The 24,805-nt window shown below is 51.5% G+C and carries 16 protein-coding genes; 7 read left to right on the top strand and 9 right to left on the bottom strand.

The genetic code is table 11. The features are described 5' to 3' along the window. Nucleotides 1–234: 234 nt before the first annotated feature. From GWG06_RS21540 to GWG06_RS21510, 7 genes are all read right to left on the bottom strand, one after another. On the bottom strand, nt 235–1,239 hold the full coding sequence (locus tag GWG06_RS21540) for a c-type cytochrome (RefSeq protein WP_160715894.1): 1,005 nt from the start codon (nt 1,237–1,239) through the stop codon (nt 235–237). Nucleotides 1,240–1,248: 9 nt separating this feature from the next. Continuing rightward, a complete protein-coding gene (locus tag GWG06_RS21535) occupies nt 1,249–2,379 on the bottom strand; it encodes an aryl-sulfate sulfotransferase (RefSeq protein WP_160715892.1) in 1,131 nt (376 codons plus the stop codon). Nucleotides 2,380–2,518: 139 nt separating this feature from the next. Continuing rightward, entirely contained in the window at nt 2,519–4,159 is a 1,641-nt protein-coding gene (locus GWG06_RS21530; RefSeq protein ID WP_160715890.1) for a RagB/SusD family nutrient uptake outer membrane protein, read from the bottom strand. A 21-nt stretch (nt 4,160–4,180) separates the two neighbouring features. Further along, nucleotides 4,181–7,444, bottom strand: a complete 3,264-nt coding sequence (locus tag GWG06_RS21525; RefSeq protein WP_160715888.1) for a TonB-dependent receptor — start codon at nt 7,442–7,444, stop codon at nt 4,181–4,183. 206 nt (nt 7,445–7,650) lie between these two features. After that, entirely contained in the window at nt 7,651–8,832 is a 1,182-nt protein-coding gene (locus tag GWG06_RS21520; RefSeq protein ID WP_160715886.1) for a FecR family protein, read from the bottom strand. A 188-nt stretch (nt 8,833–9,020) separates the two neighbouring features. Further along, the gene (locus GWG06_RS21515; protein ID WP_127041941.1) at nt 9,021–9,611 is read right to left on the bottom strand and encodes an RNA polymerase sigma factor; all 591 of its coding nucleotides are present in this window, start codon (nt 9,609–9,611) and stop codon (nt 9,021–9,023) included. Nucleotides 9,612–9,819: 208 nt separating this feature from the next. After that, nucleotides 9,820–10,311, bottom strand: coding sequence for a hypothetical protein (locus GWG06_RS21510; protein WP_127041939.1), 492 nt, complete (start codon nt 10,309–10,311; stop codon nt 9,820–9,822). A gap of 85 nt (nt 10,312–10,396) precedes the next feature. Between GWG06_RS21510 and GWG06_RS21505 the strand changes: the two genes are divergently transcribed. Continuing rightward, a complete protein-coding gene (locus tag GWG06_RS21505) occupies nt 10,397–11,320 on the top strand; it encodes an alpha/beta fold hydrolase (RefSeq protein WP_160715884.1) in 924 nt (307 codons plus the stop codon). Between the two features lie 140 nt (nt 11,321–11,460). Here GWG06_RS21505 and GWG06_RS21500 read toward each other — a convergent pair whose 3' ends face one another. Next, entirely contained in the window at nt 11,461–11,676 is a 216-nt protein-coding gene (locus GWG06_RS21500; RefSeq protein ID WP_160715882.1) for a hypothetical protein, read from the bottom strand. A 675-nt stretch (nt 11,677–12,351) separates the two neighbouring features. On the opposite strand from GWG06_RS21500, the gene GWG06_RS21495 reads away from it, so the two are divergent. The 3 genes from GWG06_RS21495 to GWG06_RS21485 are packed head-to-tail and all read left to right on the top strand — an operon-like array spanning nt 12,352 to nt 19,023. After that, nucleotides 12,352–15,609: a SusC/RagA family TonB-linked outer membrane protein gene (locus tag GWG06_RS21495; RefSeq protein WP_160715880.1), complete on the top strand. Its 3,258-nt coding sequence runs from the start codon at nt 12,352–12,354 to the stop codon at nt 15,607–15,609. Between the two features lie 10 nt (nt 15,610–15,619). Next, nucleotides 15,620–17,104 (top strand): RagB/SusD family nutrient uptake outer membrane protein, encoded by a 1,485-nt coding sequence (locus tag GWG06_RS21490; protein WP_160715878.1) that lies wholly within the window; start codon nt 15,620–15,622, stop codon nt 17,102–17,104. A 20-nt stretch (nt 17,105–17,124) separates the two neighbouring features. Next, nucleotides 17,125–19,023 (top strand): CocE/NonD family hydrolase, encoded by a 1,899-nt coding sequence (locus GWG06_RS21485; protein ID WP_160715876.1) that lies wholly within the window; start codon nt 17,125–17,127, stop codon nt 19,021–19,023. Nucleotides 19,024–19,032: 9 nt separating this feature from the next. Here GWG06_RS21485 and GWG06_RS21480 read toward each other — a convergent pair whose 3' ends face one another. After that, complete coding sequence (locus GWG06_RS21480; protein ID WP_160715874.1) at nt 19,033–19,548, bottom strand: GNAT family N-acetyltransferase; 516 nt, start codon at nt 19,546–19,548, stop codon at nt 19,033–19,035. Nucleotides 19,549–19,752: 204 nt separating this feature from the next. Between GWG06_RS21480 and GWG06_RS21475 the strand changes: the two genes are divergently transcribed. The 3 genes from GWG06_RS21475 (at nt 19,753) to GWG06_RS21465 (ending at nt 24,800) form a co-directional block, all read left to right on the top strand. Further along, a complete protein-coding gene (locus GWG06_RS21475; RefSeq protein WP_160715872.1) occupies nt 19,753–20,304 on the top strand; it encodes an RNA polymerase sigma-70 factor in 552 nt (183 codons plus the stop codon). A gap of 84 nt (nt 20,305–20,388) precedes the next feature. Further along, nucleotides 20,389–21,393, top strand: a complete 1,005-nt coding sequence (locus GWG06_RS21470) for a FecR family protein (RefSeq protein ID WP_160715870.1) — start codon at nt 20,389–20,391, stop codon at nt 21,391–21,393. A 233-nt stretch (nt 21,394–21,626) separates the two neighbouring features. Continuing rightward, nucleotides 21,627–24,800 carry a TonB-dependent receptor gene (locus GWG06_RS21465; RefSeq protein ID WP_160715868.1) on the top strand — a complete coding sequence of 1,058 codons (3,174 nt, stop codon included), beginning with the start codon at nt 21,627–21,629 and terminating at the stop codon, nt 24,798–24,800. The last annotated feature ends 5 nt before the right edge of the window (nt 24,801–24,805 follow it).

The raw sequence follows: 24,805 nt of genomic DNA, 5'->3' as shown, positions 1-24,805 counted from the left end.
AGGATTTAGAACAGCTACAAAGTTGACGGGTAAAGCGGGAAATGGGCTTATACAATTATCGGAAAGACTTATATAATTTTTAATTGCGAATTACGAATTACGAATTGCGAATGTAGAAGCGAAGATTAAATCGGAGATGAAAAGAGATATCTAATAGTTATCTCCTTAAATCTCCGATTTAATCTTCGCTTCTACATTCGCAATTCGTAATTCGTAATTCGTAATTAATTCCAATCAGTAGCTGGCTTTCATCCCTCTTTTCTCATAGTAGTCTGTAATCGGCAAATAGGGACCATACTTATGCTGGGTTGCCGGAAACGTATCTGCATAGGGGCCTTTATCATAGTCGATGGCTTTTTCTGCAGGGTGGGGGTAGTCGTAGTTTTTGATATCCGGGCGTGGGTGGCGGCTGTCGTCATTGACGAAGGCGGCGATGTCCATGGCTTCGGCGTCGGAGAGGAAGGGGCGGTTCCAGGTGGCTTTGTCGTAGGGCATGTTGGCTTTGAGCCATTGGGCCTGTTTGATGATGCGGTGCATGCTGGAGCCGGGCTGGTATCCGTATTTGCCCCAAAGGGGAGGATAGGTGTAGGTGATGTTGTCCGGCCGGAGCTGCCCTTCTCCGCTGTTGCCATGGCAGCGGGCGCAATGTTGCTGGTAGAGGGCTTCGCCGCGTACCGGGCTGGCAGCGATGTCGGGGAAGGTGACAGGCAGATTTTTACTTCCTTTATGCGGTTGTGTTTTGGGCACGAAGCTGTTGATCCAGCGGAAGTAGGCGAGGAAGGCTACCATCTCTTTGCTGTTCAGCGGTAATGGCCGCCCGTTGTGCGGGCGTGTAACGCAGTTGTTGACGCGTTCTGCGAGGGTGAGTACCTGGCCTTCGCGGGCGCGGTATTGCGGATAATTTTCATGGGATAACATCAGGTTGAAAGAGAAAGGTTTGGTACCCGCATCCTGGTGGCAGTTGGTGCAGTTCATGCGGTTGCCGAGGTATTTGCCGCTGGTGCCGTCAGGACCAATATAATAAGCGGTGTTGAGCATCAGGGCACGGCCGTAGCGGACAGCTTCGCCATATTTATCGTCCGGAATGGCGGTGGTATCCACGTGTAGCAGTACGGCTGCCGGCGCGGCAGGAACCGGCGCCTGTTCCCTGGCGTTGGTGGCGGTATTGCAGGACCATACTATCACTGCTGCGATGGCGGAAAAAGCGCAGCTATTGCGGATGACGGAAGTTCTTTTCATATCGTGGCGTTAGTTAAAGATGTAGGGTAGCAGTTGCTCCCTGGAAATAAATTCCGCGCGGTACGGAATAAAAGTGCATCGCATTGTCCACAGTGGTGTGCCCTCGCGGTTACCCAGCACAAGGGTATTCCGTTTGGAACTGCATTGCAGGATGCTGTTATTGTCGGTCAGATAAGCGCTGCCCATGCGTTCATTGAAAAGATAAGCCGGCAGTACGGCTTTTATTTTCACGGTAGCGCGGCGGTGACGGAGATCCAGGTGGAAAGCCAGCGTTTGGGACTGCTGACGGGAGACACCGTTATCGAACAGCATCAGATCACCATCAGCATTGAGGTGCACGGCATGTCCCATATCGAAGCCGGCAGAATCAGGATAGCTGAAATCACCGCCCCTGCCGAATTTCCAGTGTACCTTGCCGGTTTTTGCATCCAGCTTCCATATCTGCCCGTTGTTATAAAAGGAGATCAGGTAGTTGCTGTCTTTGTCAAAGCTCAGGCTGTTGGCATGCATCCAGTCGCTGCGGGTATGCAGTATGTCTTTATCGGCCGCAGGGTCCAGCACATCGAACACGCTCCACTGCCATATCTTTTTCCCGTGCCGGTCTGTTACCAGGATGCCGTCGCTTTTAACCGTATCCCTTTCTCCGCCGCCCTGCGCGCGGAGATCAGCAATTTTCTCCGTGCTGGTCAGCATCACCACATGATCGTCTGCTGTCAGCAATACTTCATGATGTACATTACTGGTAAAATCGCCCGTTCCCTTCTTCAGGTGCAGCAGGGTATCGCCGGTCAGGCTGATTTCCAGGATCTCGTTACCGTAGCTGGTAGGATATGTTTTATCTCCCAGTATGCACAGGATAGTTTTGCGGTGTGTGAAATGCGCACTCTTGCATCCTGTTCCCTTCACCTGATGGTACCATACAATGTGTCCGGCGGCATCTGTGATCAGCATACTCCCCGGATCATCCCGCTGATTCATCAATATATATCCATCAGCAAAAACAGCAGGGATCTTATCCGGTTGCTGTACGGAAACACTGAGCTGATCCTGCATCCAGGAAGGAGCATTCATGCTGACATTTATTTTCGCAGTCCTGCTGCAACTGCATAAAAACAGGAAAAGGGGGAGGAGTTTTTTCATGGTCCAACTTTTTTTATTTGATTATTTGATTATTTGAGATTTGGTCATTTAAAATGCAGCGGAGATTCTCCCGAAAATCTCCGCTGCATTTTAAATGACTAAATCTCAAATAATCAAATAACCAAATCTCAAATAAATGTTATCGCCACAACTCGCTCTGCGTTGCCTTAGGGTTGGAATTCAACTCCCTGGCGGGTATCGGCAGAACATAATGTTTGGCGGCAAATGTATTGGCGCCTTGTTTTTGCCGGTTGCGGAAGAGTGATTGTAACTGGGCGGCAGATTTATTCCATCTTCTCAGATCATAGATCCTGTTTTGTTCAAAGAATAATTCCAGGAGTTTCTGGTGGTCTATTTCGGCGAGCAGCTGATCCGGGCCGGGGAGCTGGGCGGATGTTTTAGGATCCAGGCCGGCTCTTTTGCGGATCAGGTTGATGTCGTCGAGGGCCGGGCCGGCATGGCCGTTGCGTGCAGCTGCTTCTGCGCGCAGGAGCAATACTTCTGCGAAACGCATCACGCGGTAGTTGGCGGTGGAAGGTGTAGCGCCCCAGTAGTTATCAGCATCTGCGACCTTGCGCCAGGCGCCTGTATATTTTTTAATCAGGAAACGTCCGTTGGTAGTGGTGTCCAGCTTAGTGTCGGGATACAGGCGCTTAATCTTCAGCAGCGAGGAATTCCACAGCTCGTCGAAGGTTTTGCTGTTGTACCAGGTGTTATCCGTTTCGCCGAAGAAAGAATATTTCCACATGAGGGAGGCATACATTCTTTTGTCGAACCGCGTAGAGGAGCCTTTCGGACGTTCTTCCCGGATGAATTCACTCACGATGTAGTTGGAAGGTACATACTTGAACCAGCCGCCGCCAGCTACCGGGCCGATAAACTGCGGGAGGTAGTTGAACATAGGCGAGTTGGCGGTTTCTGCGCCCCAGGGTCCGTAGGGATCGCCGAGCGGTGCGCAGTTCCACTCGAAGATGGATTCCGTATTGAACTCGTTCGCATCAGTGAAGTTGTCTTCGTAATTATCTACCAGCGCATAGTTATACGGCGCCTTCGAAAGGAGGCTGAGGGTAGCTTCTGCTTCAGGGTATTTCTCCATGAACAGGTAGCTCTTGCCCAGGAATGCTATGGCAGCTCCGCTGGTAACGCGGCCTTTTTCCTTGCTGTCGCGGATGACGGGCAGTTTGTCTTTAGCGGCGGAGAGGTCGCTCACTACCTGCGCCCATACCTCTTCTTTACTGTTGCAGGGCGCTGCATAGGCGTTGGTGGTTTCTACCGGCGCTGTTCTTACCGGCACGCTGCCCCAGTTGGAGGCGAGTATGTAGTAGGAGAGGCCTCGCAGGAATTTTGCTTCGGCGATATACTGTTCTTTTTTGGCAGCATCCATAGGGATGTTGTCAATCCTTGCCAGGATGAGGTTACAGCGATGTATGCACTGGTAGGTTCTGTCGAAGATATCGGCGGCGTCGCTGTTATTTTCGTCGTTGGTATACGATGCGATAGCCCAGGTAGATGGCTCTTCGCCGGGAAGCGTAAATACATCGTCGCCCATGGCGTTGATGTCCTGTACGCCGGTGAAAGCGCCCCAGTACCCGTACAGCGGGAGGCGCAGCGGGCTGTAAGCTGCTGCCAGCGCCATACTGATGCTGTTTTCATCTTTCCAGAAATTATTTTCAATCACCCTGTTAGGATCATCCTGCTTCAGGAAATCCCTTTCGTTGCAGCTGCCGGCCAGCATCATCGCGATGGCCATAGCGCTTATATATCTGACTGATTTTTTCATGTTACAATGCGGTTTTGACAATTAGAAGGTAAGGTTAAGACCGAAGAGGAGGGTGCGTGACAGCGGATAGGCATCCCAGGAGTTATCCATTCCTCTGGAGAGGGTGCCGGTGCGGGAGTCCTGCCCCAGGTCCGGATTGTAACCTTTGTATCCGGTGATGGTGAAGAGGTTTTCTGCAGAAACAAAGGCGCGGAGTTTTTCAATACCCCAGGCGCCGGTTAATTTGCGCGGCAGGCTGTACCCCAGCTCAAAGCGCTTGAAACGCAGATAGGATCCATCTTCCAGCCAGCGGTCGCTGTTCTCGCGCTTGTTGTTGTTCGGATCAGATAAGGTAAAGCGCGGGAAGTCAGTATGATTTTGCGGTGTCCAGGCATTGAGTACGGAAGTAGAGAGGTTGGTCACCTCTGTCATTTTCTCCATCCATTGTCTTCTGCCGTTATAGATTTTATTGCCGGTGATGGCTTCCAGGAAGATGTTCAGGTCAAAGCCTTTCCACGAGAAGTTGCCGGACAGGCCCATGGTAAAGGTAGGAAAGGGGCTGCCCAGGTTCTGTACATCGCCGTTGTCAATTTTACCGTCGCCGTTGAAGTCCACGAAGCGGATATCGCCGGGCTGTGCATTGGGCTGAACAGGTACGCCATTTTTGCTGTATGCCTGAATTTCTTCAACGGTATTGAAGATACCATCGGTTTTAATGAGGAAGAAGGAGCCGATAGGTGCGCCCACTCTGGCCCTGGAGATGTCTCCGAACTCCTGTCTGCCTGAACCGATGGTGATGGCCGTCATTTCATTTTTGGTATGTGCGAGGTTGAAACCAACCCGGTAGTTGAAATCGCCGCTTTTGTCAGCATACTCGATGGAGGCTTCGTAACCTTTGTTCTGGATAACGCCGGCATTCAGTGTAGGCGATCCCGTTTTACCGACAGACAGCGGGAAGGGTACATCGAGTAATACGCCGGTAGTTTTTTTATGGAATACATCGAAGATGAAGAAGAGCCTGTTGTCGAGGAAGCCTGCATCTACGCCCACGTTGGTGATTTTTGTTTCTTCCCAGGAGAGGTCGGTGGGAGAAGCGTAGGAGCTGACTGTAGCGCCGGGCCACAGTTCATTGCCCTGTACATAGTTGATGCCATTGGTGATAGCTGCCTGGGTCAGGTAGTTACCGATTTCCTGGTTACCCAGCACACCCCAGCTGCCGCGCAGTTTCAGGTTGCTGACAATATTTCTGATACCGGAGAAAAAGTTTTCATTGTGCATGTTCCAGCCGGCGGAGAAAGACGGGAAGGAGCCGAACTGATAGTCATTTGCAAAGCGGGAAGATCCGTCTCTTCTCACAGATGCGGTGAACAGGTAGCGGGAGTCGTAGGAATACATCACGCGGCCGAAGTAAGAGAGGATAGCGTTCACGCTGGCGCTGCCGCCGTTTTTCTGTGAGTTGGCAGTACCTGTGTTCAGTACGGTAGTACCTGTGGCGAGGTCGTTGCGGGAAGCGTTGAAGCCGGAAGTGGTATTTTTCTGTGCGGTGTATCCGGCTAATACATCGAGGTTATGTTTACCGAGTTTTTTGTTGTAGTTAAGGGTGTTTTCTACCAGCCACGAGTTGGTGGTAGATGTATTTTCCTGCAGGTCGGGCATCTGGTTGCCGGTATTACCGTCATGATAGATGCCGGTGAAGGTGCGGCCGTTGTTCTGTGCTTCAGTCAGACCAACATTGAATTTATATTTCAGTCCTTCGATAAGTTTTACTTCTACAAAGGCGTTGGCCAGCAGGGAGAGATCTTTGGAGCTTCTGTTGATCATTTCCAGGCGGGCCACCGGGTTGGAGAGGTTCTTCATGTAGATGGGCCTTCTGCCGTAACCGCCGAGATCCTGGGTAGGATCAAATACCGGAACGGTGGAGGGCATGACGAGGGCGCTGCCGACGAGGCTGTGTGTCTGGTCGCCGCCGTCAGGCGCCAGGCGGGTAACGCCTCTTTTGATGATAACGGTTTCGCCTACTTTAAATATGCCTTTTTCGTATTGTGTTTTCACACGGAAGTTGGCGGCAGCATAGTCGGTATTAATCATGGTGCCGTTTTCCTTGAGGTATCCGCCGGAAACGTTGTAGGTAAAGTTTTTGGAGCCGCCGCTGAGATTAAGGTTGGTTCTGGTGATGGTGGCCTGACGGAAGATAGCATCCTGCCAGTCGGTATTGATGCCATTGTATGCGGGGATGCCGGTAATGTTGTCGCTCATGAGTTTGGTCCATTGTTCCCCGTTGAGGAGGCTCATTCTTTTGGGGATGGATTGTACGCCGAACCAGGAATCAATTTCTACTTTCGGAGGCGCTTCTTTTCTGCCGCCTTTGGTTGTAACGATGACTACGCCGTTGGCTGCGCGGGAGCCGTAGATGCTGGCGGTGGCTGCATCTTTCAGTACTTCGATGGATTCCACATCGTTGGGGCTTACGCCGTCGATGCTGTTGACGAAGATACCATCCACGATGTAGAGGGGTGCGTTGTTGCCGAGGGTGCTTAACCCGCGGATGGTGATGTTGAGGCCGGAGCCGGGCGCGCCGCTGGATGCTTCCACGGAAACACCGGGTACGCGGCCCTGGATGGCGCTGCTGATATTTTTGGATACGTTGGCGCTGAGGGTGCTCATTCGGACAGAAGAAACGGAGCCGGTCACATTTCCTCTTTTCTGGGTGCCATAGCCTACTACTACCAGTTCTTCTGTTTGTACGGCTTTCGGTTTGAGGGTGATGTTCAGTTCGCCCGCCTGTGATACGTTGCGTTCGATGGTTTCATAGCCGATGAAGGAGATCACCAGTATACCGCCGCCATCGGGCAGCTGCAGGGAGAAGTTCCCTTTAGCATCTGTGGTGACGCCTTTGGTGGTGCCTTTCAATTTTACGGAGGCGCCGGTCAGCGGTTCGCTGGTGAGGGCGTCGGTGATTTTACCGAATACGGATATGTTGGCAACGGGCTGCGGCTGTTCGTCAGCGCTGCCGGTGGCTTTTGCGGAGAGGATGATGGTGTTGTCCAGTATGCTGTAGTTCAGCCTGGCACTGTTGAGGCATTTGCCCAGCACTTCTTCCAGGCCTGCCTGCTCTGCCTGTATGGATACCTTTGCCTGTTTCAGCATTTCGGTATTGTAGAAGAAAGTGTATCCCGTTTGTTTCCTGATTTCCTTCAGGACCTTTGCCAGCGGTACATTCCGCATGTCAAGGGTGAGTTTTTGGGAATAGCCGGTTGCACTTACCTGGAGGGCAATGACCAGCAGCAAAAAGGCAGTTAGTTTCATAACTTTCAGCATTTGCGCGCACGCCGGCCTGTGCCGGTGTTTGACGGCATTTCTAAATGGCATAACTTTGTTACGTTTTTTGGTGAGCAATAAGCTTTACGACAATAATTGTTTACATGCTTTACCAGACAATGCCTTCCGGGGACGTGGCGACGTCTCCGGATTTTTTTTTGCCTGATAAATTATTTTGATTGATCTGTGATAATTTATTCTGACTGGTTTGCGGTGATAATAATTTTCCGGTCCTGAACGGTGTACCGTATGCCGGCTGTTTTCAGAATGCGTAAGGCTTGTGACAAAGTGGATTGTTTGCGGATGGAGCCGGAATAATGCATGTCAGGTATACGGCCGGTATAGGCTACCTCTACATCATACCATCTGGCGAGCTGCCGCATAATGGCGGGCAGGTCATCATCTTCAAACTCGAACATACCTGTTTTCCAGGCAGTGACTTTATCTGTATCTGCTTCACTGACAGTCAGCTGCTGATTGTTCCCGGCAAGTACTGCCTGCTGGGAAGGAGCCAGCAATACTGCGTTCCCGGCGGGTGGTGTGACTTTAACCTTACCGCTGACGAGGGTGGTGTTAATGGTGGTTTCATCTGCATAATTCATAACGTTGAAGGCGGTGCCCAGCACGCTTATCTTTAGTCCGTTGTCCAGCGCCACGTGGAATGGCTGCCGGTCGTCAGGTGTAATTTCAAAATAGGCTTCCCCTTTCAGGTACACGGTGCGTTCGTTGCCGGCAAAGCGGGTAGGGAAGCGCAGGGAAGTAGCGGCGTTGAGCCATACTTTACTGCCGTCGGGCAGCACTACCTGGTATTCGCCGCCACGGGGCGTAGTAAGGGTATTAAAGACAATCTTCTCCTGGTTTTTTCCGGCAGCGCCGTATACCAGCCGGCCGTTATCTTCATGGATGAGGGTACCGTCCTTTTCCTGGTGGTTGCTGCGACCGCTGGTATCCAGGGTAACGGTGGCGCCGTCGCCGAGGGTGAGCACAGCTTTGGTATGGCCGGGCAGTATATCTGATGGTACCTGCTGCGCCACTTTTTGTGGCGGCCGCGTGTAAAAGCGGACAGCGGTACCGGCTGTCAGCATCAGTACAGCCGCTGCAGCAGCCTGCCACCAGCGGATATTTCGTACAGGCTTTTCCGTTGCCCGCTCCTGCAGTAGCTGCCTGAACTGGCTGACGGCGGCATTGAGCTGCCCCTGCTGCCCGTTGATGACTTCAAATATCTCTTTGGCGCTGGCCACCAGATCATGTTGCTCCGGATGCGCTGCCAGCCAGCCTTCCCAGGCTGCGATAGCTTCCTCATCTGTTCCCATGCAATACTGCAGGAAAGAATCGTCCTGTAATAAGTCTTCCGGTGTGTTGAATAGCTGGTTCATGATCTGTGCTGCTGATATATAGTGTAAGCAATGCCTGGTTATTCCCAAGAAAACAGAAAATATTTTTTATTTTTTTTCCTGCCTGTGGCAGATGGCCGGTCAGCATCTCTTAAAAATGGCTACAGTTGCCGGCCTGGCTTTTTGTGGTAAATGTAATCCGTTCACTGGCAGAAGGACGGCAGTGCCGGTCAGTGGCGCAGTAATAACAACAGGAGGAGAGAGAATTCCGCTGAAAGTATTTTCAGGGCGCTGCCGAGCGTATTGTAGGCTGTTTTGGTGGTGATGCCGGTACGGCGCGCCACTTCTTCCATAGGGAGGCCGTCAAAATAGCGCAGCTCCACCAGCTCTTTCTGGCGGGGAGTGAGGCGGGCGATCGCCCGGAGTACCTTCTGCCTGGTTTCTTCCGAGGTTTGTACGGCTACGATCCGTGCTTCGTAGGACAGTTCTTCTATCGCGCCGGTGGCATAGGCGCTGGCTGCCAGCTGGGTTTTGTGGTTCCTGCGGATGCCGGCCATAATTTTGCGCCGCAGGTAGGTATACAGGTAGGATGGCACGTTGGTAACTGCCGGCAGGCGGCCGCGCTGATCCCATATCTCCAGGAAAACATCATTGATGGTATCTTTGGAAAGTTCTGCATCTCCGCAGATACGTATGCCGTAGCTGACCAGCGGGAAATACATTTTTTCGTACAGGCTTACCAGTGATTCCTGGTCACCGTTACGCAGCATGTCCCATAGTTGTATATTGGTGGCGGCATCAGGCGCCGTATCGTGCTTCATCTCGCCGGAAAATTATACAGGTACAATATTATATTCCATGGCCCTGGCCGGGAATCATTCATGTTCACTTTTCTTTAGTTCAGAAGGAAGGCTGCGGTCCATGTTGGTTGTCATGAGCGCTGTAATGATGGTATACTGTCTGTCTTCTGACCGGGTAAGATAGGTCAATTTCCGAACTTTCCGCGGGAATTTTACCTGCCTGGAAAGATTATTTCAGGCTGCCGGCAATATAGGCGCAATAGTCCCTGTACTTTTCCTGATCGGCCGGCGGATAGGTGATCATAATGGTCTGGAATACATCTGTCGGGTCTTCGCCCATGTACTTGATATTGCGCTTAACGGTTTTGCAGTAAACGGTGTTGCCGGACTTATCTGTTCCGGAGAAGATGAACCAGTTGGGCTTAATGACTTTGTATACGACCTTATAACCGCTGCTGGCTGTCCTGAAGCGGTCCTGCACAATATCGCCTTCCACGTCGGTGTCATCTGCCAGGGCGCCGAAGATCAGTATTACCGCTTTGCCGTCTGCGGAAGTAAACGTTTGTCCGTCACCGTTGGCCGATTCTCCCTTGCCCGTAAATCCTTTCGGATATCCGGCACAGAATCCGAACCTCGCGTTGCAGTACTCTGAACGCTGCAGGGTGAAGGAACTGAACACACAAGTCAGTATAACGGCGGCAATACTCAATTTTATCTTCATAGTTACAAAAATACAAATCTATATTTCCTGCGGTTACATTGCTGTGATTTTTTTAATTTTAAAAATTAAATACTGATACTCCCTGATGAGAACATTGCTGATAGCCGCATTAATGCTGGCATCCCTGTACACACAAGCGCAAACCCTTTATACGAAAGCGTTTGGCAACCCAAAAGACAAAGCGGTAATTTTCCTGCACGGCGGCCCCGGATATAACGCCGTTAATTTCGAGGTAACTGCTGCGCAACAGCTGGCAGACAAAGGCTTCTATGTAATCGTATACGACCGGCGCGGAGAAGGGCGTTCTGTGGATTCGGCTGCCCGTTTTACCTTCGCGCAGACGTTCGACGATCTTGCCGGCATCTATAAAACCTATGGCCTGAAAAAAGCCATCCTGATGGGGCACAGCTTCGGCGGGGTAGTGGCAGCCCTGTATGCCGCGCAACATCCCGCTGCCACAGCAGCTGTAGTGATGGTGAGCGCTCCTGTATCCATGCAGGAATCATTCCGTACCATTCTGCAACATGTGAAGGAAATCTATACCGCCCGCAAAGACAGCACCAACCTGAACTATATCAGCATGATCGAAAATATGGACACGGCGTCCATCCAGTACAGCTCCTATACTTTAGGCCACGCCATGCTTAACGGCTTCTATGCTCCGAAACATCCTTCCGCAGCGGCCAAAGCCATCTATAAGGAAGCGGCGGCAGACAAAACCCTGCAGAAATACGGCAATCTGATGCAACCCCTCGCCGCCCGCGGCTTCTGGGAACATGAAAAGTATACCACCCTCAGCCTCACCGCCACCCTGGAAAAGCTGATCGCCAACAAAACAAGGCTCTACGGCATCTACGGCAAGGAAGATGGCCTGTATTCACCACAACAGGTCGCATCCCTGGAGAAAATGACCGGAACCACCCGTGTATTTTACCTGGAGAATGCCGCACATAATGTATTTGCGGATCAGAGAGAGGAGTTTGTGAGGATAATAGAGGAGATAAAATAATTACGAATTACGAATTGCGAATTACGAATGTAGAAGCGAAGATTAAAGCGAAGATTAAAAGAGATCTAATAGTTGTCTCCTTAAACCTTCGCTTTAATCTTTTCTACATTCGTAATTCGTAATTCGCAATTCGTAATTATTTATTTCAACTTGCTTCCAATCATCTCTTCCACCTCCTCCATACTCTCCACATTACTGAGGGAGGCAAATTCCATTGGAATAGGAGAGGCCAGCCATTGGTCGCCTTTTTGCACCACTCCGAATGCCGCACCGTTGATGTCAATTCTGTAGGATCGTTTAACCTGCTGAAATACAAAGCCGTATTCCAGTAATGTTTCATGATTGATGGCGGTCATTATATTTGTGTTTATACAAATATAAATATTATTTTATGAGATAGCCGGGAAATAAAAAAGCCACACCGTTACAGGTGTGGCCCAGACGCGTCCGCGTCACAGTTTCTTGAATGGACTAACCCGGTTAGGCGATACCAACCGCTGGTTTCCATGAATATACTGTAGATAACATGAATACCTCCTTTTCTTTGATGAACTATCAATTTACAACTTTTCCCTAAACACAACATTGTTTTTTACCACCCATAATTTAGGGGGCCGTTAAGAATAAAGGTTTATGTAATTTAAAAATTACGAATTACGAATGATGAATTGCGAGTGATGAGCGAAGAGCTGAGCGGGTCCGGGATTTGAGATTTAGTTATTTGAGATTTTATAGCCATGCTGGTTTTCCCTGGACATATAGATACAAAAGAATACCATGAGCAGAGGCTAAATCTCAAATAGCTAAATCTCAAATAGTAACATCTTAAATAGCTAAATCTCAAATCCCGGATCCGCTCAGCTCTTCGCTCATCATTCGTAATTCGCAATTCGTAATTCGTAATTCCTGACTACTTTAGTCTATAAATTTGGTGGACTAAAAACAACTTATTACTTTTAACTGTCAATTTCACTGCACGCGGACTACAAACAGGGTACGGGTGCATGTATCAACCGGATCAAAAATTACCTATGGACTCATTCTCCCGCAGCACATCCCGGATGGGAAGAACTGCCACATGGCTGCTGCTATTACTGACAGCTCCGCTATGGTTACTGGCGCAACAACGTATAAGCGTTAACGGTAGTGTGCGTAATGAACGCAAGGAATCATTGCCAGGCGTATCTGTAACTGCTACCAACGAAAGCTCCGGTACCAGCGTATCGGTGCAGTCAGATGCCGGCGGCAATTTCAGGTTTCTAAACCTGCCCGCCGGAAATTATAATTTCCGCTTCACCTCAATAGGGCTGGAGCCGTTACTGCTGCCGGGATACCGGATACAGACAGACGCCCCGCTGCAACTCAGCGCCGTCATGAAAGAATCTACCTCCTCCCTCAACCAGGTGGTAGTGGTAGGCTACGGCGTGCAACGCAGGAAAGAAATCACCGGCGCTGTGGCCTCTATCCGCGCCGCCGATCTCAAAGATCAGCCGGTATCCAGCTTTGAACAGGCCATCGCAGGCAAAGTAGCCGGGGTTCAGGTAATACAGAACACCGGTGCACCAGGTGGCAGCATCAGCGTACGTATCAGAGGACTCAACTCCATCTCCGCCGGCATAGACCCGCTCTATGTGGTAGATGGCTTCCCGCTCTCCAACGACCTTAAAAACCTCCAGGGCACAACAGATGTGGTCAACATCACCGGACAGGCTTCCTTCCAGAAATCCCCTGACCCGCTCAGTACCCTCAACAGCGACGATATTGCTTCCATCGAAATACTGAAAGATGCTTCCGCGGCATCTATCTACGGCTCCCGGGCCTCCAACGGCGTAGTCCTTATCTCTACCAAAAGAGGAAAGTCCGCCGGACCGCCTTCCTTCAGCTATAACGCCTACGCCGGTGTGCAGCAGGTAAGTAAAAAAATAAAAATGCTGGATGCCTACGAATGGGCACGCCTCAGCTACGACGCTAAAAATAATGCCTACCTCGACGCATTCCCCAACCGGTCCATCAACGATGACAACGCCACCCGCGGCAACTCCAACTACCAGATACCACCGGAAATACTGCCCTACCTGAAAGGCGAACCCGGGTTGACCAATACCGACTGGCAGGACGCCGTTTTCAGAACAGCTCCCGTGCAGAACCATACGCTGTCCGCCTCCGGCGGCGATGATAAATTCCAGTACTACATCTCCGGCAACTACCTGGACCAGCAAGGTATCATCACCGGCTCCGGATACAAACGTTACGGCGTCCGTGCCAACCTCACCGCACAGCTCACCTCCAGGTTAAAAGTAGGGATACACCTGAACCCTACCTTCGATCAGTATAATCTTATCAACAGCGAAGGCCCCTGGACATTCGACGGTATCCTCAGCAATGCGCTGAAAGCCTCGCCCATCTTCCCGGTATATAATCCGGACGGGTCGCTGGCCACCAATAAACAGAACACCTGGGCCTACGGCTATTCCGGCGGTGAAAACCCGGTAGCGCTGGCCACACAGATTGAAGATAAACTGCGGCATGTACGTAATCTCGGTAACATCTACGGAGAATATCAGATCATCGAGGGGCTAACCTTCAAAACTTTCTTCGGAACGGATATTAATTACTTCGGCAGAAACTATTACCGGCCTTCTACACTGGGCAGCTACAAGCCTATACAGCAGGGCGCTCCCACCATCCCTAAAGGATCGGAACAAACTGCGTTGTCTACCAACTGGCTCTGGGAAAATACCCTGAACTACCGCTTTGCGCTGCACAAGCACCGGTTCGATGTACTGGCAGGTTATACCTCCCAGAAGAATACGACCCGTGCCAATGAAACAACAGGTACCGGATTTCCCAACGATGCCGTGCATACCATCAACGCAGCTACCATTACCAGTGGCATTTCCAACACCTCGCAGTGGTCGCTGTTATCTTACCTGGGCAGGGTGAACTATAACTATGACGATAAGTATTTCCTCAGTGCCAGCCTGCGCAGCGACGGCTCCTCCCGCTTCGGCGCCAATAACAAATGGGGGTATTTTCCTTCTGTATCCGGCGGCTGGCTCATCAGCAACGAATCATTTTTTAAAGTGCCCGTTATCTCCGAGCTGAAGGCGCGTATAAGCTATGGTACCTCCGGTAATTTCCAGATTGCCAACTATGCTTCCTATGACCTGCTGGCGTCCAATAACTATATCCTCGGTACAGGTAACGGCGCCGTCGTAAACGGCGCAGGGCTGGCGCAGCCGGCAAATCCTGATCTTACCTGGGAAAAAACAAAACAGCTGAATGCAGGCATCGACCTGGGTTTCTTTGATAACCGCATTTATCTCAATGCAGATTATTATAAAACCACTACCTCTAACCTGCTGCTGAATGTGCCGGTGCCTTTCAGCTCCGGTTTTGCCACCGCACTCAAGAATGTGGGAAAGGTGCAGAACAGCGGTGTGGAATTCGGGCTGACTACCCGGAATTTAACCGGTGCATTTGTATGGAATACCAGCTTCAATATCTCCGCCAATAAAAACAAGGTGCTGGAACTCGGCGCCGGCGGCGCACCGATCCTGTCTGACGGCGGCAACGGCACTATCTCCCAGCTGTTCATCACACAGGTGGGGCAGCCTATCGGCAGCTACTACGGTTACGTGAATGGCGGTGTATTCCGCAACCAGGAAGAAATTGCGGCCTACCCCCACTATGCTGTCGCCAAACCCGGCGACCGCAGGTTCCTCGATGTCAACAATGATAAGAAGATAGATGCAAATGACAGAACCGCCATCGGCAGCTATTTCCCGGACTATATCTGGGGAATGACCAACGAATTCCGCTACCGGGGATTTGATTTGTCTGTATCCCTCCAGGGCGTGCAGGGCAATGAAATCCTCAACCTGCAGCGTCGCTTTATCTTCAATATGGAAGGTAATGCCAACCAGATGGCGGAAGCTGCCGGCAGCTGGAAATCGCCCGATAATCCCGGCAGCGGCGACGTGATGCGCGCCAACCGTGTGACCAATGCCAACAGCGCCCAGATCAGCTCCTTCCATGTGGAAGACGGTTCGTTTGTGCGTTTACGTAATCTCACCATCGGCTATACGTTTTCTGATAAACTGCTGCGGAAGAAAATCAATTCGCTGCGGTTGTATGTATCCGGACAAAACCTCTATACCTGGACGAAGTACACCGGATATAACCCGGAAGTGAACGCAAGGCCCGACAGTCCGCTGTCACAGGGCGAAGACTATGGCACCTATCCGCTGGCAAGAACTTTTATTGCCGGCGTAAATCTTTCATTCTAAAAAAGATCTTATGAAGATCAATAGCATAAAATATTTCATCGGAGCAGTACTGTTAGTGGCAACCACTTCCTGCGGCAAGGATTTTATCAACCTGACGCCGCCATCCAATCAGACTACCGCCACCTTTTTCAAAACATCCGCCGACTTCCAGCAGGGCGTTAACGCCATATACGACGGGCTGCAGAGCACGCAGGCATATGGCAAAGCGTACTACTACCTCATGGAAGTGCGCAGTGACAACACGGATATATGGGACCGCGGCGCACTGGCCGGGGTGGCCTCGCAGCTGGACTTCTTCACGGAAGCTACCACCAATCCGTTTGTGAGCGACGGCTATGCCGGCAGTTATATCATCATCGCCAGAGCCAATGCCGTGCTCGATCAGATAGATGGCTCCGCCATACCTGATACCGACAAGAAACAATTCAGGGGAGAAGCCCTGTACCTGCGCGGGCTGACTTATTTCAACCTGGTGCGCCTCTATGGTAATGTGCCGCTGGTAACGAAAACGGAAACTACCTCGCAGGCACTGAACCACCGCCGGAACCCGGTTACAGAAGTATATGCACAGATAGAAAGCGATCTGCAGACTGCCGCCTCGTTGCTGCCTGTCAGTTATACTAACGCCAACGACTATGGGAGAGCCACCGCAGGCAGTGCCTATGGCCTGCTGGCAAAGGCGCTGGTGACGCAGAAAAAATGGAGCGACGCACTGGCAGCCATCACAAATGTAAAGGGATACAGCCTGCTGCCCGATTATGCTGACCTCTACAAACCGGCTAACATCATCAACCCCGAAGTACTCTTTGCCGTACGCTACCGGAAAGGGCTGAACCCTTCCGAAGGCAACAACTACTTCGCCGATATGGTGCCGGTATCTTTTTACTACAATGGTATACTGTACGGAGGTTCCAACAACAACCGGCCTACAAAAGACCTGGTGGCCGCCTACGGGCCCGGCGACAAGCGCCTGGGTATTTCGCTGGATACTGTTTACTATAACAGTCCGGTTAACCTCATGAAAGGAAACTATGTAAAGAAATACCTGGATGCACCCGGCGCTACCAACGACGCCGGCAGCAGCTTTATCGTACAGCGTTATGCAGACGTACTGCTGCTGGCAGCAGAAGCGCTCAACGAACAGGGATACAGCAGCGCCACCGGCGCAGGCACCGCCTTCGGCTACCTGAACCAGGTGAGGGAGAGAGCGGGGCTGCTGCCCAGGAAGCCCACCGAACTGCCTGACCAGCAAAGTTTCCGGGCAGCCGTGTTCCAGGAAAGACGCGTTGAACTCGCCTTTGAAAATGACCGCTGGTTCGATCTGGCACGTACAGCCGCCACCGGTGTCAGCATCTTACAGCAATACCTTAAAAATGAATACAATCTTGTAGCGCCGGTATTAACCACCGACCGGCTCCTGTTCCCTATACCGCAAAGCGAAATCAATATTCATAACGATCCGGCCAGCTTCCCGCAGAACAAGGGATATAATTAGCGGCCGCTAAACAAGGGACCATGAAACATATTATCACAGGCGTACTGGGCCTGCTGCTGACTATTTCAGCTGCTGCCCGGTCCGCCGCGGACTCCGTATGGGTACATGCCAGCTACAGTAAGAAAGAAACGTATATCCGTATGCGTGACGGGGTAAGACTATTCACTACCATCTATTCCCCGAAAGATAATACCGGGAAGCATCCCATACTTCTCTCCCGTACACCTTACTCCAGCGCTCCTTACGGAGAGGCCCTGATGCCGGCACTCTGGAACAGTTACTGGATTACGTATGCCCGTGAAGGTTATATCATCGTTGTGCAGGACGTGCGCGGCAGGTGGATGAGTGAGGGGCAGTTTGCAGATATACGGCCGTTTAATCCGGCCAAGCAGGGAACAGATATAGACGAGGCCAGTGATACCTACGATACCATCGACTGGCTGGTACATCAGGTGCCGCACAACAACGGACGTGTAGGCATGTGCGGTATATCGTATCCCGGTTTTTACGCCACCATGGGCGCGCTGAGCGGGCATCCGGCATTGAAGGCGGTAAGTCCGCAAGCGCCGGTGACCGATTGGTTTCATGGCGATGACTTTCATCATAACGGCGCCTTTTTCCTGATGGACTGCTTCGGTTTTTACACCAAAGGATTCGGTTACCCGCATCCGCAGCCGGTATGCCAGCCGCCGGTACAGGCACTGAAGCTACCTGCAGCAGATAATTACAACACCTTTCTGAAGATCGGCACCATCCGTAACTTCACCCGGCTCACCGGCGACAGCCTGGCATTCTGGAAGGAAATTATTGCGCACGCCAACTATGACGACTGGTGGAAGGCACGTGACCCCCGCCGCCATGTTGCAGGTATTAAACCGGCCATGCTGGTAGTAGGCGGGTTGTTTGATGCAGAAGATTGCTACGGGGCATGGAACCTGTATAAATCGCTGGAGCAGCAGAACCCTGCCACCCACTTCAATAAACTCGTGATGGGGCCCTGGTATCACGGGCAGTGGGCCGCTACCGACGGCTCCCGGCTGGGGCATATCCGTTTTGATACCAATACGGCTACGTGGTACCAGGAAAATATTGAGACACGCTTCTTTAATCATTACCTGAAAGATAAAGGAGATGTTAACGACCTGGCAGAAGCAACGGTCTTCTTTACCGGAGAAAACAAATGGAGGGAATATCCCCGCTGGCCGGCTGCAGCCGTACAGTACAGAAAGCTGTACCTGCAGCCCGGCGGCAGACTGAACTGGCAACCGCCTGTGGCTAACGGTCATGAATACACGGAATATATCAGCGATCCTGCCCATCCGGTGCCATATACAGCAGATGTACACTACATCCGCACGCGTGACTATATGACGGACGATCAGCGGTTTGCAGCCAGGAGAGCCGATGTGCTGAGCTTTCAGACAGACACGCTCACGCAGGACCTGACCCTGGGAGGGCCGGTGACAGCAGCGCTGCATGTCAGCATAAGTGGTACTGATGCCGACTTTGTGGTAAAGCTGATTGATGTGTTCCCGGATAATTTCTGTTACACCGGCGCACCACCGCCCAACAAAACCCGTGATGCCGGAGGGCCTTATCCCATGGGGGGCTATCAGATGCTGATACGCGGAGATATATTCCGGGGACGCTACCGTCGCAGCTTCTCCCATCCGGAGGCATTCGTGCCGGGCAAACCAGACACCGTGCAGTTTCAGCTGCCGGATGTAGCGCATACCTTCCGCAAGGGCCACCGTATTATGATACAGATACAAAGCAGCTGGTTTCCGCTGGCAGACAGGAATCCGCAGCAGTTCGTGAATATTTATGAAGCAACGGAGAATGATTTTAAAAAGGCTGCCATCAGCATATATCATAATGCAGTGAACAGCTCCGGTATTATTCTTCCGGTATTACCATAGCCGTCAACGTTATACGGATTTCTTCATTAAGATATCTTTCTGCTGGTCTTCTCCCAATACAAAAATATGCGTGTCAAACGCCACAAAGCCATGCCTCTCATAAAAGGTAATGGCTTTGCTGTTTTTCTCCCAGACACCCAGCCATACATAGGGCGCGCGAATATCCGCCCCCGCGGCCATCGCCTTTTCTATCAGCGCATGCCCTGCCTTAACGCCCTGGTACGCTTTCAGCACATATATCCGTTCTATCTCCAGCGCCTTCATCTCCGCGTGTTCTGTCTGCTTTACACCGGTATTGAGTTTTATATAACCGATCTTCTCCCCGTTATACTCCGCAAAATAAAAGAAACAGTCTTCCTCCTGCAGCTGCGCTGACAGCCGCTCTGTTGTAAAATGCCGCGACAGGTATTCCTGCATATCCGCCTCCGTATTATGTTCAGCATAGGTATCTATAAAAGTAGTCGTGCACAAATCCTTTAAAACGGCTACATCCCCAATGGTGGCGCGGGTAATATTAATCTGCATAGCATGGGTTTTGAATAAAAATACAGATTCATTTTATTATTTGGTTATTTGAGATTTGGTTATTTAAAATGCAGCGGAGAACCAAACGAAAATTTTTGGTAACTACCGCTTAGTTCTCCGCTGCATTTTAAATAACCAAATCTCAAATAACCAAATAATAAAATGAATCTGTATTTTGGGTAAGTAGACCTTTTAAAATGTTGTATGGGGGAAGCTGAATTAAAGTCTGCGTGGATGCTGGTTTGCCAGGATGATGATCAGCCGTCGTTCCGGATGTTGTTTGATTTTTTTTACAGCCGGCTGGTGCTTTTTGCAGCGGACGTGGCCGGCAGCCGTGAGGCGGCGGAGGAGGTGGTGTCGGATGTTTTTGTGCAGTTGTGGAAGAACAGGAAGACGGCCGGTATAAAGCAGCTGAAAACATACTTGTATACTGCTGTACGGCATCGTTGTTATAATTATGTGCGCGATGGCAGGCGGCATCAGGTGCTGCCACTGGAGGCGGCAGCATCTGCGGCTGCGCCTGTTTTGCCGGCGCTGGAGTGGAAAGAGCTGCAGCAGCAGCTGGACGATGCCATGACGCAGTTGTCGCCGCAGGGCCGTACTATTTTCAGGATGATCCGGGAAGAAGGCTTTAAGTATAAGGAGGTGGCGGCTATCCTCGATATTTCGCCGCGCACAGTAGAAACCCAGCTGGTGCGGGCCATAAACCGGTTGCAGCAGGTGTTGCGGCAGGCCGGCAGTGAAGTGCGTCCATGATGCGGCGGCTTCCTGAATTTTTTTTTAACCCCTGTAGGTAATTCCTTTCTTTTTGGTGTCTGTGATAGCGGGAGAAGATATTTTATGGGCACATCTCAACATCGGCTGGACATACTGATTGCCGGCAAGCTAAGCGGTCACCTCGACGAGGCCGGAGAAGCGGAGCTGCAGACCTTACTGCAACGTTATCCTGAACGGGCTGCAGAGCTGGCTGTGCTGCAACAGTACTGGCATGTTCCGAAGGTGGAAGAAGCGCCTCCCGCTGCGGCTTTTGACCGTATGATGGCGGTAGCCCTGACGGATGCATCTCCCGCAAAAAAAATCATACGCCTGCGGCAGCACTGGCTGAAATGGGGAGCTGCCGCGCTGGTAGCCGGATTGATCGTGTCGTTGTTCTATCTGCCGTATAACAGGCCGGCGCAGCTGATAACAACTGCTGACGGAGAGCGGCGTAACTTCCGGCTGCCCGATGGCAGCATCATTCATCTCAATGGCGGCAGCCGCCTGACCAGCCATATGGATGCCCATCGCCGCGAGCTATGGCTGGAAGGAGAGGCATACTTTGAAGTTGCGCCCGATGCCGCCCGCCCTTTCACCGTACATGCGGCAGACATGCACATCAGGGCATTGGGGACAGCGTTTAACGTGAAAGCATATCCGGAAGAAGGCCGTTGTGAAACCACCCTGCTGCAGGGCGCCGTAGAAGTGTATGCAGACAAAGCCCCTGCCGGTAAAATACGGTTACGACCCTACGAAAAAATAGCTTTTATCAGTAAAACCGGAAAAACGGATATGGCGCCACTGCAACCCATATCTGTAAAACAGCCGGCAGCGGTGGCAGACAGCGCACTGCAGGAAACGGCCTGGCTGAATAACCGCCTGCAGTTCGACGCGATGAATTTTGAAGAACTGGCCCGGCTGCTGCAACGCTGGTATGGTATCCGTATCGAATTCCGTAATGAAAAAGTGAAACAATATATTTTCAGCGGCTCCTTTGCCGGCGAATCCGTCATGCAGGCACTGCACGCGCTGCAGGTGACGGAAGATTTCCAGGCTGACAGCAGCGGGAATCTGATAACCATATATTAATTGTCACCATAAACCCGGAACGTTATGAAACCTTAAACAGTAGAACAAACAGAAAAAGAACAGGAAATGCTACGAACATTTCCTGTGTCCAGGCAATCAACAATGCAATATCACCTTTGTCCGGGCGGTAATGGCATTGCTATTTTCTCACCTTTCATCACAAATCTATGCAAAATGTCAACCAATTGTGCCGTTGCCGGCGAAAGGCAGCGGTACTAAAGCCGCTTATCATCATGAAGCTAACTTTCTTTATTGTTTTACTTTCCTGTCTGCAGGTGGCGGCCAATGGCTATTCCCAGCGGCGTATATCCCTGAAGGTGAAGGACACGGAGATAAAAAAGGTGCTGGACAACATCTCCGGGCAGGCAGATGTCCGTTTCCTGTACAGCAACCGCAAGGTGGACCTGCACAAACGGGTAAGCCTGCAGGCAGAAGATGCGCCGCTCCATTCTCTGCTGGATCAGCTGCTGACAGGCACCGGGTTCACCTGGAAAGAGCTGGAAGGCAGGCTGATAGTCATTATACCAGAGAACACCGACTGGCAGAACATCCGTGTAAAAGGTAAGGTAACCGGCGCTGATGATCATACGCCGTTGCCGGGTGTTACCGTACAGGTGAAAGGCACCGCCATCGGAACACTGACCGACGAAAACGGGAACTTCTCTCTGGATGCACCTTCAGGCGGTGTGCTGCTATTCCGCTACGTAGGCTACGAACAGCTGGAACTGCCGGTGAAGGCTGCTATGGAGGTGGCGTTAAAGAAATCTTCCAGCGCCCTCACCGAAGTAGTAGTGGTAGGTTACGGTGTTACACAGAAAAAAGACCTGACAGGTTCGGTTGTCAGCGTTACCCCCAAAGACTTTAACAAGGGTATTATCAGCAACCCGGTACAGGTGCTGCAGGGAAAGGTGGCGGGGCTTGTCATCAGCAAACCCGGCGGCAACCCCAACGGGAAGGTGAGTATACGCCTGCGTGGCGCGTCCTCCCTGTCCGCCAGCAGTCAGCCTTTATTTGTGGTAGATGGTATACCCGGCATTGATATCAATGTGGTGCCACCGGATGATATTGTGTCCATCGATGTGCTGAAAGATGCTTCCGCCGCTGCCATCTATGGCTCCCGCGGCGCCAACGGTGTCATTATCGTTACCACCCGCCGCGGCCGCGAAGGCGCGCCGCAGGTATCCTACAGCGGTTATGTGGGCTTTGACCGTATCTCTAACACCTATGATGTGCTGGATGCCAGCCGGTACAGGAAATATTTAAAAGATAACAACATAGATGCATCGGCATTTGACTTCGGCGCTAATACCAACTGGCAGAAAGCCATTACCCGCACGGGACTCAGCCACAGCCACAACATTTCCATGGGCGGTGGTAAAGACCATACACGCTACAGTGCTTCTGTGAATTACCTCAATAATGAAGGCGTAGTACTCAACTCCGGCCTGGAACGTATCATTGGCCGTATCACCCTGGACCAGGGCATCTTCGATAACAAATTACGGATAGGGCTTTCCATGAACTTTGTTGGAGAGAAAAACAAATATGCCGGTCTTGACCCCGACGATCAGGGAGATAACCGCATCTGGGAACAATCTGTAGCCTATAACCCTACGGCCCCTGTCTATAACCCCGATGGCTCCTACTTTGAAAAACTGGATATCAACGATAACTACAATCCGGTGGCGCTTGCCAACCAGATCAAACATCAGCGCGCATTCAATAAATTTATAGGAGCTGCTAAAATTACATATGATATTACAAAAGATCTGACCTACGATCTGTTGCTGGGACTGGAAAGGGCCTCCAGCGACCGCGGGCTGTACTACTCCAAGAAGTCGCCCGTTATTGAAGGCGCCGGCAGCAACGGTTCTGCCACCCGCGAATCCAAAACGTGGGATAACAAAACGCTGGAAACCTATTTCACCTATGGCAAACAATGGCAGCACCATAACCTGAAGGTTACTGCCGGCTACTCCTGGCAGAATTTCTACAGCAATAATATGCGCGCCGGTAATACCCGTTTTGTATCCGATATCTTCGGCTATGACAATCTGGGGGCAGGGCAGGCAGATCAGCCTGCAGTCAGCTCCGGTGCAGGCGCCAACTCGCTCATCTCTTTTATAGGACGCGTGTTCTACAGCTACCACGATAAATACCTGCTTACCGGAACCATACGCCGCGACGGCTCTACCCGCTTCGGGAAAGATCAGAAATGGGGAACCTTTCCTTCTGCCTCCTTCGCCTGGCGCATGACGCAGGAACCTTTCCTGCAGGGCCACAGCTGGCTGGAAGACCTGAAACTGCGTGTAGGCTACGGCGTTACCGGTAACCAGGAAATCGATAACTACAAATCTCCGCTGACATACAGCCCCGGAGGTAAAGTACTGGACAACGGCCAGTGGGTTACTTCCTACGCCATTGGCCAGAATGAAAATCCTAACCTCCGCTGGGAGTCTACCGCACAATTCAATGCCGGCCTGGACTTCAGCATCTTCAAAGGAAGGATCACCGGTACCCTGGAGTATTACGACAAGCGTACCAAAGACCTGCTGTTTAACTACAACGTGCCTTCGCCGCCATACCTGTTCCCCACCATCCTCGCCAACGTCGGACAGATCAGCAACAAAGGCGTGGAGCTGTCGCTCAGCGCAGGCGTAATAGAGAAAAAGGATTTCAGCTGGAATGTATCTTTCAATATCTCCCGTAACTACAACGAAATACTTTCCATCGCCAACGACCAGTTCAAAAGCGATGCTATATACGCCGGGAAAGTAGGCGCACGCGGACTTACTGCCGTGGAAATCGTAAAAGTAGTGCCCGGCTATTCCATCGGCACCTTCTATATTCCGCAGTACGACGGCGTGGATGCCAACGGCAACCAGCAGTTCAAAGACCTGGATGGCAGCGGTTCTTTCGACTTCCGCAGCGACAGCCGCGTAGCAGGTAACGGGCTGCCTAAATACCAGGCCGGCCTCGCCAATACCTTCCGGTATAAAAACTTTGATCTCAACTTCCTGCTGCGCAGCCTGTTCGGCTACCAGATATTCAATGCCACAGAACTTGTGCTGAGCGACCGTTTCAGCCGGCTGCCCGGCAGAAACGCCATGGCGAAGTATGCTGACAGCAATATCCGCGGTACCTATGTATCCGACCGGTTCATAGAAAACGGCGCTTTCCTGCGGCTGGACAACCTCACGCTGGGCTATAACATCCCCGCCGGAAAAAGCAAGTACTTCGCCAATCCGCGTGTATACTTCTCCGGTCAGAACCTCTTTGTGATAACCGGCTACTCCGGACTGGATCCGGAACTGCCCATCGATGGCCTGGCGCCGGGCATTGATAACCGTAACGTATATCCGAAAACACGCTCGCTCGCCGTGGGCTTTACGGTCAACTTTAAATAACGATA

The organism is Chitinophaga solisilvae (assembly GCF_009928525.1).
Classification (GTDB): domain Bacteria; phylum Bacteroidota; class Bacteroidia; order Chitinophagales; family Chitinophagaceae; genus Chitinophaga; species Chitinophaga solisilvae.
Note: the sequence above shows the minus strand (reverse complement) of the source record. Positions and strands in the feature narration are given on the sequence as shown.

Excerpts from the sequence above, each read along its gene's own strand:
- GWG06_RS21540 (WP_160715894.1), bottom strand. The coding sequence starts at position 1,239 with ATGAAAAGAACTTCCGTCATCCGCAATAGCTGCGCTTTTTCCGCCATC.
- GWG06_RS21535 (WP_160715892.1), bottom strand. The coding sequence starts at position 2,379 with ATGAAAAAACTCCTCCCCCTTTTCCTGTTTTTATGCAGTTGCAGCAGG.
- GWG06_RS21530 (WP_160715890.1), bottom strand. The coding sequence starts at position 4,159 with ATGAAAAAATCAGTCAGATATATAAGCGCTATGGCCATCGCGATGATG.
- GWG06_RS21525 (WP_160715888.1), bottom strand. The coding sequence starts at position 7,444 with ATGAAACTAACTGCCTTTTTGCTGCTGGTCATTGCCCTCCAGGTAAGT.
- GWG06_RS21520 (WP_160715886.1), bottom strand. The coding sequence starts at position 8,832 with ATGAACCAGCTATTCAACACACCGGAAGACTTATTACAGGACGATTCT.
- GWG06_RS21515 (WP_127041941.1), bottom strand. The coding sequence starts at position 9,611 with ATGAAGCACGATACGGCGCCTGATGCCGCCACCAATATACAACTATGG.
- GWG06_RS21510 (WP_127041939.1), bottom strand. The coding sequence starts at position 10,311 with ATGAAGATAAAATTGAGTATTGCCGCCGTTATACTGACTTGTGTGTTC.
- GWG06_RS21505 (WP_160715884.1), top strand. The coding sequence starts at position 10,397 with ATGAGAACATTGCTGATAGCCGCATTAATGCTGGCATCCCTGTACACA.
- GWG06_RS21500 (WP_160715882.1), bottom strand. The coding sequence starts at position 11,676 with ATGACCGCCATCAATCATGAAACATTACTGGAATACGGCTTTGTATTT.
- GWG06_RS21495 (WP_160715880.1), top strand. The coding sequence starts at position 12,352 with ATGGACTCATTCTCCCGCAGCACATCCCGGATGGGAAGAACTGCCACA.
- GWG06_RS21490 (WP_160715878.1), top strand. The coding sequence starts at position 15,620 with ATGAAGATCAATAGCATAAAATATTTCATCGGAGCAGTACTGTTAGTG.
- GWG06_RS21485 (WP_160715876.1), top strand. The coding sequence starts at position 17,125 with ATGAAACATATTATCACAGGCGTACTGGGCCTGCTGCTGACTATTTCA.
- GWG06_RS21480 (WP_160715874.1), bottom strand. The coding sequence starts at position 19,548 with ATGCAGATTAATATTACCCGCGCCACCATTGGGGATGTAGCCGTTTTA.
- GWG06_RS21475 (WP_160715872.1), top strand. The coding sequence starts at position 19,753 with ATGGGGGAAGCTGAATTAAAGTCTGCGTGGATGCTGGTTTGCCAGGAT.
- GWG06_RS21470 (WP_160715870.1), top strand. The coding sequence starts at position 20,389 with ATGGGCACATCTCAACATCGGCTGGACATACTGATTGCCGGCAAGCTA.
- GWG06_RS21465 (WP_160715868.1), top strand. The coding sequence starts at position 21,627 with ATGAAGCTAACTTTCTTTATTGTTTTACTTTCCTGTCTGCAGGTGGCG.